Raw genomic sequence first — 12,308 nt, 5'->3', positions numbered from 1 at the left:
AGCGCTTGCCCAATTTGATAACCAACCTTCTCTATACAAGTATTTTTATCATGGTCTTACCTCTCCTTTTACAATAGCACCTCATAATGTCAGCTATGTGTCAAAAAAAGCGCCAATGACTGCTTATTTATTGGCGCTTTTTCCTATTCTATTGGCGAAATTCGTGTTTCTATTGGCGCATTTCTCACTTCTATTGGCGTTTTCCTATTTCAACCCTGGATAGCCCTGCTGCCTTAGCGCCTCATAAATAACAATCGCCGCTGTATTGGATAAATTCAACGAGCGGATGTGATTACTTTGTGGAATCCGCAAACACATATCTCTACGCTCATAAGCGAAATCCTTTGGTAAGCCTGTCGTTTCCTTACCGAACATAAAATAAATATCTCGTTCACTATCGCTAAAATCATGCGTTGTAAATGGCTCGTCACTATATGTTTCAATTAAATAAACATCGCCACCCTCACTATAGGCAATAAAATCCTCTAATGAATCATGGTATACGACATGGACATGCTCCCAATAATCAAGCCCTGCACGCTTCAGCATTTTATCATCTGTTGAAAATCCTAGTGGACGAATTAAATGTAAGCTCGTATTCGTTCCCGCGCACGTCCGCGCAATATTTCCTGTATTTGCTGGTATTTCTGGTTGATATAAAACGATATGCAATGGCACAATAAACCCTTCTCTCACTCAATTTCTGTTAATAACGCTAGCCCTTTATCAATCTCGACTAGCACCTCCATGTCCTGTTCTCGCTCTTTTGCTGCCAACAGTGCCTCTTTGACACCTTGTCCACCAATTTTGCCAAGTGCCCATGCGGCGGTTCCACGAATAACAGGGCGCTCATCCTTTTTCATAACTTCTAATAGCTCTGGTACTGCTTGCTGCTCCTTAAAATGGGCCAATGCTAAAATGGCATTACGCTGGATTGGCTTTTTACCGCGCCATGAACCAGATACATGTCCAAACTTTGCTTTAAATTCCTTATTTGAAATCGTTAATAATGGTTCTAACAAAGGCTTTGCCAATTCTGGATCTGGCGTAAATTCCTCATGAATCCAATTCGCCTTCCCTTTATTTTTAGGACAGACCGTCTGACATGTGTCACAGCCATATAAGCGATTGCCAATTTTCCCACGGAATTCATCGGGTAAAAATCCCTTTGTCTGTGTTAAAAAGGCGATGCAGCGCTGCGCATTTAATTGTCCACCTTCCACAATTGCGCCTGTTGGGCAAACATCGATACAAAGCCTGCACTCACCACATTCATCTTCCATCGGCTGATCTGGCGCAAACGGAACATTCGTAATAAGCTCACCTAAATACACGTAAGAGCCAAATTCTGGCGTAATAATAGAGCAATTTTTCGCGCTCCAACCGATACCTGCACGCTCTGCTACTGCGCGGTCTGACAGCTCTCCTGTATCGACCATTGATTTGATTTTAACATCAGGTACACGCTCACGTAGCCATGCTTCAATCAACTGCAAACGTTCACGCACTGCGACATGGTAATCCACTCCCCATGAAGCACGACAAAAAATGCCACGACGCTCACCCTTTTTCCCTAAAGGGGCATCCTTCATTTTTGATGGATATGCGAGAGCTATTGCGATAATGCTCTCTGCTTGCTCTAACAATTGCAGTGGCTCCGTTCTTTTCTCAATATCCGGTTCTTCAAAACCTGATTGATAGCCTAACTCTTGCTGACGGCGCAAACGATTTTTTAATTCGATAAACGGAGAGGCTGTGGTAAATCCTATTTTATCGACACCGATGGATTTAGCATACAGGATAAGCTCTGTCTGTAAATCAGTGACATTCATTTTCCTTTTTCTCTCCTTATTGTTATAATATATATATTCCAAAATAGCAGGTGATTTTAATGAAAATTTCTTTGCACGATTCACTTTCTACATATAATTTTAAAATCGGCATTATCTATTATAACAAAATTGTGGTGTCAGATTCTCCTCAAATGATTAAAGGACGTATGCAACTTTATCAGGAAAACTTATTTTTAGAAATGCAGGAAACACCTGTGACAGAGCGAGCAGGTATTGCCGAATGGCGCAAGCTTTGGAAATCGCTCGGCGCAGACCCAAACCGCTACCGTCACTCAGCAGAAAGTTTAATGCGCCGCATCGCAAAGCAAAATTATTTAACACCATTCCATTCAGCGGTTGATTTAAACAATTTCTTCTCCTTGCAATATGAAGTGCCAATCGGCATTTACGATACGGACAAGCTGCAAGGTGATATTGAAATAACACTTGGTGATGAAGAAACGGGCTATGAAGGATTAAACGGTCGCCATAACTCGTTAACAAACATTTTATATACGCACGACGAAATTGGCGCATTTGGTAGCCCGTTCGTTGATTCAAAACGCACAGCTGTAACAGAGCAAACGACATCCGCCCTCCAAATCTTTTACTTGTACCCGTCCCAAACAGAGGAAGATTGCAAGAAATTATTAATGGCTGCTGGTAAAATGTTCACGCAAGTAAATGGCGGTGATTTCTCGGTTACTTTACTCACAAATACAACAAAAGAGGTGGCATTGCATGATTTCATTAGCGGAAGCAATTAAATTAAAAAGTATCTTAAAACGAAAAATTAGTGATCTTTCTATAGAAATTTCTACAGTTGCATATACTATTGTCGAAAAAGGGGAAGAGCCAAAAACACCTAATCGCACAATACAGCAAGTCGAAGCAGATTTAGCGATAGTCCGCAAAGATTCACGTACATTAGATCGTTTCATTTATCGTGCAAATATCGATAACTTTATTGAATTTAATGGGGAAAAGCTTGCGATTGTGGAAGCAATTGAACTTGCAACACAGCTTCGTGCTGAAGCTGAGCAAGCAAAGACATTCGGCATATCTGAAAAGGAAAGCTATATACATAGCGTGGGTGAAACAACTTTATACAATGTGGCACTTTTTGACCCAGAGGTATATCGCGTGCGCGCAATTGAGCTTGAAAAGCAAGCGCACCGCTTATCAAATGCCATTAATGCGAAAAACTATCAAGTGCAAATTGACTTTGACGATTCTGCCTATTTCTAAACTTGGCGCGGTGAGACTCCAAGCCAAGTCGTAACGAGCGTTTTCTTGATTTTTTAGCCCTAACTAAATGCAAACCAATAACAAATTACCTGTCATTATGTTACCGATTACCAATGACCAACTAAATGCGTAATAGGAAAACAACCTCGACAACTTAACTCCAAACGCTCGCTACGAAAAGAAGCTGCCTGTAAGCAATTGCCTACAACGCAGCTTCTTTATTATTCAACACCCGGTAATATGCGAAGCACTTTCTCATCCGCATCCAATATCGCCTCTACGCCTAGCGGAAGTCCAATATTCGGCTGGCAATGCCCTATTTTAAAGCCTGCTACTACAGGCTTATTCAACGGCTTCAAATAATGCAAAATAATTTTCAAGAGCTCTGCCTCTTCCACACCATTAAAATCTCCAATAACAAAGCCTCTAGCCTGTTCTAGTTTACGCGCCAAGCGCAATTGATTCAACATCCCATCAATGCGATCTGGCGATTCATGAATGTCCTCTAACACAACGATTTTATCTTGCAAATCAACCTCAAACTTTGTCGCCAATGTGCTCACAAGGCGATTCAAATTGCCACCAATTAATTCGCCGCGTGCTACACCACCGACAATCGTTTCAAGTTTGGAAATCCCTTCATCATAATGAATTTCCATCGGCGTAAACAATTGTTGAAACATTTTCTCTGACAATTCATCTAAAGGCTGACTGCTCTCACTCAACATAGGTCCATGAAACGTTACTAAATCTGCATATTGATTCACTGCTATATGCAAGCTCGTTACATCAGAAAAGCCCCATATAATTTTAGGATTTTCCTGCAACAACTGATAATCCATTTTATCAAGCAAACGCCCAATACCGTAGCCGCCTCGCACACAAAAAATAGCTTTAATATTTTTATCCGCAATCATTGCATGTAGATCAGCTAGGCGCTCCTCATCATTGCCTGCTAAAAATCCATCAAATTGGGCTATTGTCTGTCCTAATTGATAACGCAATCCTAATCGTTCAAGCAACTCTAGCTTAATTGGAAGCTGTTCCATTTTTAACGGACTGCTTAACGCAATCACTCCAACCGTATCACCATGTGTTAATTTTGCTGGTCTAATTTTCAATTTCCCCACCTCTTTCAACCAATTGTATTATATCACTCAGAGAGATATGAGCAAAAGATAAAAAGGGTATTGGAAACAACATGTCCAATACCCTTTAATTTAATTCACTGAATATAATTCCATTGCTCGTGACATAAACGCAGCAAATTGGGCTCTTGTTACAGGTTCATTTGGTTTGAAGTAACCGTTATCGCCCAACGCAATACCTGCCTGCTCTAATAGCATACCTCATCAACTTAATCCCACCAAAAATACCAAACAGGCTCCTTCATTAAATAATCCGCATACTCACCAATCGTGGAAAAAGCCTCTAAAACATATTGACAATATAAAACATGCTCTTTTGCTAACTGTAATGCTTCCTCAAATGTAGTAGGCTTCTTCTCTGCTTTTAAAATCCAGGAATCCTGTGTGACTGCAACTGGCTTCGCTCCATATTGCTCTTGCCAGTGCTTCATAATTATTGCCTGATAAAGCGGTAACGGACATTCATTAAAGCCACCCATTGGCATCCATAAAGCCGCTTCGAACGCTTTTTCTTTAGGTAAGGTCATAACAATTACTTGCCCTTCCTCATATTCATTGCGCTCGTTAATCCATTCTTCCTCTACTATAAATGAGCTAACATGGCTCTCCTTATAGGCCTCATCTAACAGTGATTCATTAATTGTATGAGAAGAGCTCAATTGATAAATTTCCTCAAAGCTTTTCTCACTTAGCTCAAGCTCTAAATGAAAAAGATTTGATTTACCAATTTTACGCCAAATATCCTCCATACTTATATTTTGCATGTCTTGTCGTTGTTGTTGCACAAAATCGCTTAAAGTATCGTACTCCTCGCATACCTCCTCAAGCATTTCCAGCAAATTATAAGCAGGAACAATGAGCAGTCCCTCTTGTTCTGACCACTCTGCTGAAGAAAGCACTTTAATAGGGCATTTTTGCAAGTAATTTAACATTTCCTCTACCATAAAAAGCCCTCCTTACCATTCGCGCTCTCTTAATGCATCCTCCACATCAAGCTCAATGTTGTATGCTTGCAATATCTCAATAACTGTTTCTGCAATACTGTCTCTTGCAACTGTTTCAAGTTCGCTATTATGTTCATAAAATTCATCTTCTAAATCATTAATTGCTAAGGTAATTTCATCAAATTTTGCTTGAATTTCCTCCAGTGAACGAGACCCTTGTTCTAAATAGTGAACTCCACCCTCCAATAACACTTTAATTTTATCTACTAAAAATGTAGGATAGTAATTATCTTGGTACATGTCCTTTAAATAAATGATTTCTTTCATCTTCTCCGGCTCCTTTATAATGGCATTTATCAGTCTTCTTCATTTCAAATAGCACCTACATCGTCTTCACTTTCCGAGTATCTGTTAAACATTGCAGCCAATAAAATAGAGTTTGCACCACTGCTTCACAAGCTTCTACTAAAAATAGCTTAGTTGATCTTTGGAAAATGTTATCTTCCTCATAAACATAAAATATTACCACGATATCTAGCCATTTAATATTTTTATTCTAATCATTAACAATAGCACGAAATTTTTTTACTCCTCAGTAGTCAATACTTCATTACGCTCACACGCATAATGACCTCCACAATGCTGTGCGGCTCTCTAAAAAATCAATCAACTCTATTAAATTTAGTGCTAAATCCTCTCTCATGCTTGCAATCTTTTGAAATATTGGAATCGCTTCATGCATTTGATATTCACTATAAACATAGTAGCTTACAAAAGCACATTGTTCATAGCCACGCGGCTCTTCTTCCTCCCATTCTCCTTCATCATCTTCTTCATTTTCTGACCAAAGCCATTTTCCCTGTAACAATTCATCCATATGTTGGACAGGGCTAGATGCTAACTCCTCCCAAGTAAAAGCAGAGGCAACACTCTCATATAGCTGAACTTCTTCTTGTGTTACACTTTCTACTGATCGTTTTGATAACATATACAATAACTGCTGGATTACCCAAGGTGTAACCTGCCATAGCGTACTTTGATGCTCAATTAATTGGTCTAGCTCTCCATACTGCTCATTTTTTATTAATTCGGGAATTTTTGTCCCTCTCCCATAAGCAGTTGTTAAGCGATGCCATGGTACAGATGCAACATCTCTGTATACAATTTGCATTAGAACACCTCTTTCTTTAGCATATTGTTTCTATAATATTGCCATCTTGGTCCTTTATCGATGTAGATCTAATATGAATCTCTAAACTTTTAAACGTAGAAAGGTTCACTATCTTTTCTTTAGGCTCTAATAGCGTACTCAATTCCTCTAATGCAGCATGGTGAAGTGTAATATCTATACCCTCTTCATTCACTTGTATTGCTGGCGTATCACCGATATTCAAAGTAATTTGTGCTTGCTGTCCTACAAGTATAAGTGACTTATTTTTTAAAAGACGTCCATTTAGTACTTTCTTTATAATCGCCGCTTGCTTAGCACCAATTGTTATTATAGCTGGCTTTGTCTCACTTGCGTACCAAGCTAGCTGGTCATTATATAAATAACCTGTGCTAGAGCCATCTTGTTCAATACCATTTGCTATAGCATCTTGTACTTCTTGTCTAATGACCAATGATGCTCGCTCTAAATCTGTAATATAGTAGGGCATATACGATTTACAAGCCTCTAATAAACCTCTTGTATTCCATGTTTGAATCGCTTCAAGCTCATCCACTGTAATTCCTATCATTTGTAAAAACTGTACTTGCCCATTAGGTGTATCGATTGTCCCTAGCTGTGAATCTTCAATAAAAGCAAGCGCTGTTAAATTTGTATCCACATCAAGACAAATCGGTCCATTTGCATCTAAATAGTCACCTGAACGAAACACATTACCACTAGCAAATACGTATCTCCCCATATTTTGCAATAAATTAAGCGCCCAAGCTGGTGGCTCTTCCTCTACCGCATCTCTTACTAAACGAAATGTTAATTCAAAGCCATAACCGCTAACTGCAATATTATCCGATTCTTTTTCATATAGCTCTGAAAAGCCATATGTAACAAAATGCCAATGTGCTATAGGTTGCTCACTCTTATAAACACTTATGCCATCTAATGGATCATTTCCACCAAGTGTGTACGGAATCATTGTGCCATAATGAGCCGGTTGTTGATCACCGTATATTTTTTCCACAGCCTGATCAATGGCACCCCAGCCAGGAGCCTCATAATTTTCTTCCTCCACCTAAACATCCCTCCATCGATATCTGACATTTTTTTAATGAATAAGAAAATTTTATGTGAATGTATTTTAAAAGTCAATGAACCATACTACCTTTTATGTATAAGCGCTATGACCTAGAATGGAATAGAATTAGACACAGTTCAAAATGGAAATAGATTAAAATAAATAACAAGAAAGCACTTATGTACAACATTGAAACGGAAAAACTCATCTCCTGCACATCATGATGTTTTGCATATAAACCTATGCTACCGGGCATACTTCTTAACGAAATAATAATTTAATTGAGGTGAAAGGGATTGAAGGATGATATACATTCGTCTAATAAAAAGCGTGAGCAATTAGAGCAGTTCATTCACGAATCAGAAGGAAAGAAAATGACATCCAATGAAGGGATTATTATTTCTGATGATGAAAATACACTAACAGCTGGTGAACGTGGACCGACGCTTATTGAAGATTTTCTTGCGCGTGAAAAGTTAGCTCATTTTGATCGTGAACGTATTCCCGAACGTGTCGTACATGCACGAGGTTATGGGGCTTATGGTGAATTCCAGCCATATGAATCATTATCGGATTTAACAATGGCTGATTTTTTGCAAGACCCTAATAAAAAAACACCATTATTTGTTCGTTTTTCACAAGTTGTTGGATCCAAAGGTTGTAATGAGACAAATCGGGATGTTCGTGGATTTTCCATTAAGTTTTATACTGATGATGGGAATTACGATTTAATTGCTATTAATATGCCTGTCTTTTTTATTCAAGATGCAATTAAATTCCCTGATTTAATTCATGCGGTTAAGCCTGAACCCGATAATGAATATCCTCAAGGTCAAACAGCACATAACACATTCTGGGACTTTATGGCGAATAATAAAGAAGCAGCCCATATGTCTTTATGGATTGCATCGAATCGTGCATTTCCTAAAAGCTTCAGAACAATGGAAGGATTCGGTGTACACACATTCCGTTTAGTGAATAAGAATGGAGTATCTCATTTTGTTAAATTTCATATAAAACCGTTGCTTGGTGTACATTCATTAATATGGGATGAAGCACAGCGCCTTGGTTCCGATGCTGACTTTCACCGTAGAGATTTATGGGAAAATATAGATATTGGCAACTATCCTGAATATGAACTGGCTATTCAGGTCATTAAAGAAGAGGATGAGTTTGCCTTTGATTTTGATATATTAGATCCAACAAAGTTATGGCCAGAAGAAGATTTTCCGTTGCGTAAAATTGGTAAAATCATTATTAATCGCAATGTCGATAATGTCTTTGCAGAAACGGAACAAAGTGCATTTCACCCAGGGAATATTGTAAGAGGAATTGATTTTTCAAATGACCCACTTCTTCAAGGAAGATTATTCTCCTATACAGATACTCAGCAGGCTCGGCTTGGTGCAAATCATCAACAACTGCCTATAAATCGCCCAGTATGTCCATTTGCTAATAACCAGCGTGATGGTGCTTCAAGAATGATTATTGATCGTGGAAAGGTTGCTTATCATCGAAATGGACTTGCCAATAATACCCCATATACCGTACCAGGCACCCAAGGAGGATTCGTCACTTATCCATCAACGGTAGAAGGACACAAGGTGAGAAAAACAGCTCCATCATTTAAGGATCATTACTCTCAAGCAAAAATGTTCTGGAATAGTATGAGTGACGTTGAAAAACGTCAAATCATAGGCGCCTATTGCTTTGAACTCGGAAAATGTGGACCATTTGTACGACAGGAATGGGTTAATATACTTGCCCATATCAGCAGTGAATTAGCACATAGTGTTTCTAAACAGTTAGGTACTACTGTTCCAGCGATGGAAGAGTCTCCTGTTACGAAATCCTCTCCAGCACTTAGTCTTCAAAATACGATTTTTGTACCTGATACATTGCGTGTTGGTGTTTTCTTAGCTGAAGGCTTCGATGGTCCTAGTGTAAGTAAACTATTGGAGGAATTATCATCCGCAAAATTAAGGATTGTGATTCTACACGAAACATTAGGAGAAGTCAGCGGAACTGAGGGTATCACATATGAAGTACACGACAGCTTTTTAACAGGCTCTCCTCTTGTATATGACGGTATCCTGATTGTGGGAAGCGGCAATATCACCACACATTTTGCTTATACAGCACAAAAGTTTACAACTGACATCTACAACCATTTCAAACCTATTGGTATGATTCAAAATGGTGATGCTATACTCGAACCACTAAACTTATCATCTGATGAGGGAATCATAACGGATTCAGATTCGGATTTTGCTAGCAGATTTATAAAGGCAATGGCGAAACAGAGATTCTGGGATCGTCCAAGTTTCCTTTACCCTGCTATAATTTAATTACGAAAAGACTGCTTACTGAGATTGAACAACTAGACAATAAATAAAAGACATCATAATACCTTGACCGTTTCTCGATATTTTGCTGGGAGCGGTCATTTAATTTTTACGTATTGTTCATTCACAATAATCACTTCTCGTTACACTTATCATACATAGGTCAACAAATGACCAAAATAAAAACACCTCACACATATGTGTAAAGTGCTTTTATATCGACGTTTTAAAATACCAGTAGTCGGGGTATATATTACCTCTTTCAATACTGGTATTACAGCGCTTCTTATATTCTTTGTGCATAATTTGTGCATAACTTTTTTCACATGCTATAGTCCATAAACTATTTCTCATTGTGCATGGAAACGTTTAAATGCCGTTTGTTTACGCTCTTCACTCACCTGCGCATAACGTGTTGTTGTGTCAGCTTTTTCGTGTCCCATTAATGACTGCAAGTCTGCTAGTTCCATACCGTTGTTAAGTGAAAGCTGAGCAAACGTATGCCTTAAAACATGTGGGTGGAGGGGCTTTTCTATTTGAGCAACATCCCGAATCTTTTTGACCTGATACTGTATACCCTCATTTGTAAGTCTGCGGATGGGGTTCCTTGTGCTTGCAATAAGAGCTGGGCAATCATCTGTTCGACTGTCTAAATACTTTTTGAGATAATATTTAGCCTTTTCGCTCAAGTACACATGTCTCTCTTTATTTCCCTTGCCAAAAACAATAGTACTTCCGCTCTCCCAGTCTATATCATTTATATCAAGCTTCCGTAGTTCGTCTAAACGACAACCAGTGCTGTAAAACACTTCAATTATCGCTCTTTGTCGTGCATCTATGCAGGCTGCTCTTACTTTTTCAAGCTCAATGATGGTCAACCCTTGTCGAACCTTCTTTTCTAACCGTGGTCGTTTTATTTTCATACAGGGATTTTTCAAAAGCTCCTCTTCACGCACCAACCAACCATAGAAACTTGACAATGTATCTATTTTTGTCACTATTGTGCTTGTTTTTAAGTGACTATGTGCCGCTAAGTATGCTCTTATATCCCCTGTAGTCGCTTTTAATACACTTGTGTTTAAATGATTTGTGAAGCGATTTAGTTCATATCTATAATTTTTAAGTGTGTGTTCTGAATAGTTTTCTATTTTTAAACTACTCAAAAACATGTAAATATAATCAGTATTGTCATTTGTAATCATTTCGGTATCTTTTGCTATAATTCGGTAATTCGAAAGTAAATCGTCTAAGTATAATGCTAATTTTATTGAATCATATTCAGTAGTAGCTACCATTTTAACTGTCGTTTCAATCTCTTGAATTAAATGCAATTTCGACAATTCGTATCATTCTCCTGTTCTGGACTCAAAAAATTTAGTCCGTGTTTCTGTATTCATAATGTGTAAAGCATATAGCTACTAATGTTATCTATTTTATTATGTATAAATTACCTAAAATAATACAAAACAACTTGAAAGGAACGCTCCCTTCAAGTTGTTTTCGGTCTGGCTATTTTTGCATAATGCGAGATAAAAATGCGACAAATTGCGCTCTTGTGACCGGCTCATTCGGTCGGAAATAGCCGTTATCGCCTAAAGCAATGCCTTCACGCTCTAATACCGCAATATAGCCTGCACTCCAATGTTCACTAGCGACGTCTTTGAATGTGCTTGTGCCTGTTGGTGTTTGACCTCGTACCCCGACTAAGACTTTGGCTAATTGTGCGCGTGTCATCTTTTCTGCTGGCAGGAAGGCACCGTTTGATCCGTCCACAATCCCTGCACGATATAATGTGTGGATGGCGTCATAATACGTATGTGTGGATGGCACATCTGAGAAATCATCCACCTCTCTGACCGCTTCCAGTGAAAACGCCCTTGTCAGTAACACGGCCACATGCATCCGACTAATCGGAGCGTTCGGATGGAAGGACCCATCCTCATAGCCTTGAATAATCCCTTGTGCTGCCAGTTCCTCAATCATCTCTTTTGCCCAATGTTTTTCCACATCTTTAAATGTAACAATAGGCTCAATTGGTTGAGGGGATTCCGATTCTTCCACAGGCAGTGCCGTCCATTTGGCATAAAGCGACAGATTTTCTCGCACCATCATTTCCGCTGTCCATGGCTTCGTCAGGGCTTCGTCTTGATACCACCCTTCGAAACGATACCCCTCCCTTGTTGGGATCGGTAAATCACTCATTTTTGTGTTCGAGGGAATCGCTAATGGCTCTAGCAAGGTGCCACCATTTGTCTGCAACGTGATGTTCACCTTTGTTGGTGGCGAGTAGGCATTACCGTTTGATGCACTCCCTCCCCCTGTTATCGGTGGATTCGCTGTCCACTCGGCATAAAGTGTCACATTCGCTTTACCTAGTTGGAATGTTGCTTTTTCAGCATAGGATGTCCCTTTGCCATCAGCCTCTGTGTTCCAGCCTGCAAACGTGTAACCCGTTCTAACAAGATGACCACTATTCCCCTGCACGGTTGCCTGGGCATTTTCTTCATAGGTTTTGTTGTCTTGTGGCACAGTCCCACCGGTTGCGCCATTT

At 39.2% G+C, this 12,308-nt stretch carries 13 protein-coding genes; 3 read left to right on the top strand and 10 right to left on the bottom strand.

The features are described from left to right. Positions 1 to 204: 204 nt before the first annotated feature. Both trmL and queG read right to left on the bottom strand, forming a co-directional pair. Positions 205 to 678, bottom strand: coding sequence for a tRNA (uridine(34)/cytosine(34)/5-carboxymethylaminomethyluridine(34)-2'-O)-methyltransferase TrmL (gene trmL / locus C9J34_RS17540; protein ID WP_107841471.1), 474 nt, complete (start codon positions 676 to 678; stop codon positions 205 to 207). Between the two features lie 14 nt (positions 679 to 692). Further along, a complete protein-coding gene (queG, locus tag C9J34_RS17535; RefSeq protein ID WP_107841470.1) occupies positions 693 to 1,832 on the bottom strand; it encodes a tRNA epoxyqueuosine(34) reductase QueG in 1,140 nt (379 codons plus the stop codon). Positions 1,833 to 1,891: 59 nt separating this feature from the next. On the opposite strand from queG, the gene C9J34_RS17530 reads away from it, so the two are divergent. Both C9J34_RS17530 and C9J34_RS17525 read left to right on the top strand, forming a co-directional pair. Then, positions 1,892 to 2,599 carry a B3/B4 domain-containing protein gene (locus tag C9J34_RS17530; protein WP_107841469.1) on the top strand — a complete coding sequence of 236 codons (708 nt, stop codon included), beginning with the start codon at positions 1,892 to 1,894 and terminating at the stop codon, positions 2,597 to 2,599. Continuing rightward, positions 2,574 to 3,080, top strand: a complete 507-nt coding sequence (locus C9J34_RS17525) for a hypothetical protein (RefSeq protein ID WP_107841468.1) — start codon at positions 2,574 to 2,576, stop codon at positions 3,078 to 3,080. The genes C9J34_RS17530 and C9J34_RS17525 overlap by 26 nt, the downstream gene beginning before the upstream one ends. A 221-nt stretch (positions 3,081 to 3,301) precedes the next feature. Here C9J34_RS17525 and C9J34_RS17520 read toward each other — a convergent pair whose 3' ends face one another. From C9J34_RS17520 to C9J34_RS17495, 6 genes are all read right to left on the bottom strand, one after another. Next, on the bottom strand, positions 3,302 to 4,201 hold the full coding sequence (locus tag C9J34_RS17520; protein ID WP_107841467.1) for a S66 peptidase family protein: 900 nt from the start codon (positions 4,199 to 4,201) through the stop codon (positions 3,302 to 3,304). Positions 4,202 to 4,300: 99 nt separating this feature from the next. Continuing rightward, positions 4,301 to 4,426, bottom strand: coding sequence for an S-layer homology domain-containing protein (locus tag C9J34_RS17515; protein ID WP_107841466.1), 126 nt, complete (start codon positions 4,424 to 4,426; stop codon positions 4,301 to 4,303). A gap of 11 nt (positions 4,427 to 4,437) precedes the next feature. Next, positions 4,438 to 5,172, bottom strand: coding sequence for a DUF4253 domain-containing protein (locus tag C9J34_RS22460; protein WP_238600699.1), 735 nt, complete (start codon positions 5,170 to 5,172; stop codon positions 4,438 to 4,440). 12 nt (positions 5,173 to 5,184) lie between these two features. After that, positions 5,185 to 5,499 carry a DUF5713 family protein gene (locus C9J34_RS17505; protein WP_107841465.1) on the bottom strand — a complete coding sequence of 105 codons (315 nt, stop codon included), beginning with the start codon at positions 5,497 to 5,499 and terminating at the stop codon, positions 5,185 to 5,187. Between the two features lie 289 nt (positions 5,500 to 5,788). Then, a complete protein-coding gene (locus C9J34_RS17500) occupies positions 5,789 to 6,343 on the bottom strand; it encodes a hypothetical protein (protein ID WP_107841464.1) in 555 nt (184 codons plus the stop codon). Positions 6,344 to 6,359: 16 nt separating this feature from the next. After that, positions 6,360 to 7,409, bottom strand: a complete 1,050-nt coding sequence (locus C9J34_RS17495; RefSeq protein WP_238600698.1) for a suppressor of fused domain protein — start codon at positions 7,407 to 7,409, stop codon at positions 6,360 to 6,362. A gap of 299 nt (positions 7,410 to 7,708) precedes the next feature. Between C9J34_RS17495 and C9J34_RS17490 the strand changes: the two genes are divergently transcribed. Then, positions 7,709 to 9,760 (top strand): catalase, encoded by a 2,052-nt coding sequence (locus C9J34_RS17490; RefSeq protein ID WP_107841463.1) that lies wholly within the window; start codon positions 7,709 to 7,711, stop codon positions 9,758 to 9,760. Positions 9,761 to 10,107: 347 nt separating this feature from the next. Here C9J34_RS17490 and C9J34_RS17485 read toward each other — a convergent pair whose 3' ends face one another. Then, positions 10,108 to 11,097, bottom strand: a complete 990-nt coding sequence (locus C9J34_RS17485; RefSeq protein ID WP_107841462.1) for a tyrosine-type recombinase/integrase — start codon at positions 11,095 to 11,097, stop codon at positions 10,108 to 10,110. Between the two features lie 169 nt (positions 11,098 to 11,266). Continuing rightward, positions 11,267 to 12,308: S-layer homology domain-containing protein (locus C9J34_RS22455; RefSeq protein ID WP_238600697.1), on the bottom strand; the 1,042-nt coding region annotated here is incomplete at its 5' end.

The organism is Metasolibacillus meyeri (assembly GCF_003049505.1).
Classification (GTDB): Bacteria; Bacillota; Bacilli; order Bacillales_A; family Planococcaceae; genus Metasolibacillus; species Metasolibacillus meyeri.
Note: the sequence above shows the minus strand (reverse complement) of the source record. Positions and strands in the feature narration are given on the sequence as shown.

Excerpts from the sequence above, each read along its gene's own strand:
- queG (WP_107841470.1), bottom strand. The coding sequence starts at position 1,832 with ATGAATGTCACTGATTTACAGACAGAGCTTATCCTGTATGCTAAATCC.
- C9J34_RS17530 (WP_107841469.1), top strand. The coding sequence starts at position 1,892 with ATGAAAATTTCTTTGCACGATTCACTTTCTACATATAATTTTAAAATC.
- C9J34_RS17525 (WP_107841468.1), top strand. The coding sequence starts at position 2,574 with ATGATTTCATTAGCGGAAGCAATTAAATTAAAAAGTATCTTAAAACGA.
- C9J34_RS17515 (WP_107841466.1), bottom strand. The coding sequence starts at position 4,426 with ATGCTATTAGAGCAGGCAGGTATTGCGTTGGGCGATAACGGTTACTTC.
- C9J34_RS22460 (WP_238600699.1), bottom strand. The coding sequence starts at position 5,172 with ATGGTAGAGGAAATGTTAAATTACTTGCAAAAATGCCCTATTAAAGTG.
- C9J34_RS17505 (WP_107841465.1), bottom strand. The coding sequence starts at position 5,499 with ATGAAAGAAATCATTTATTTAAAGGACATGTACCAAGATAATTACTAT.
- C9J34_RS17500 (WP_107841464.1), bottom strand. The coding sequence starts at position 6,343 with ATGCAAATTGTATACAGAGATGTTGCATCTGTACCATGGCATCGCTTA.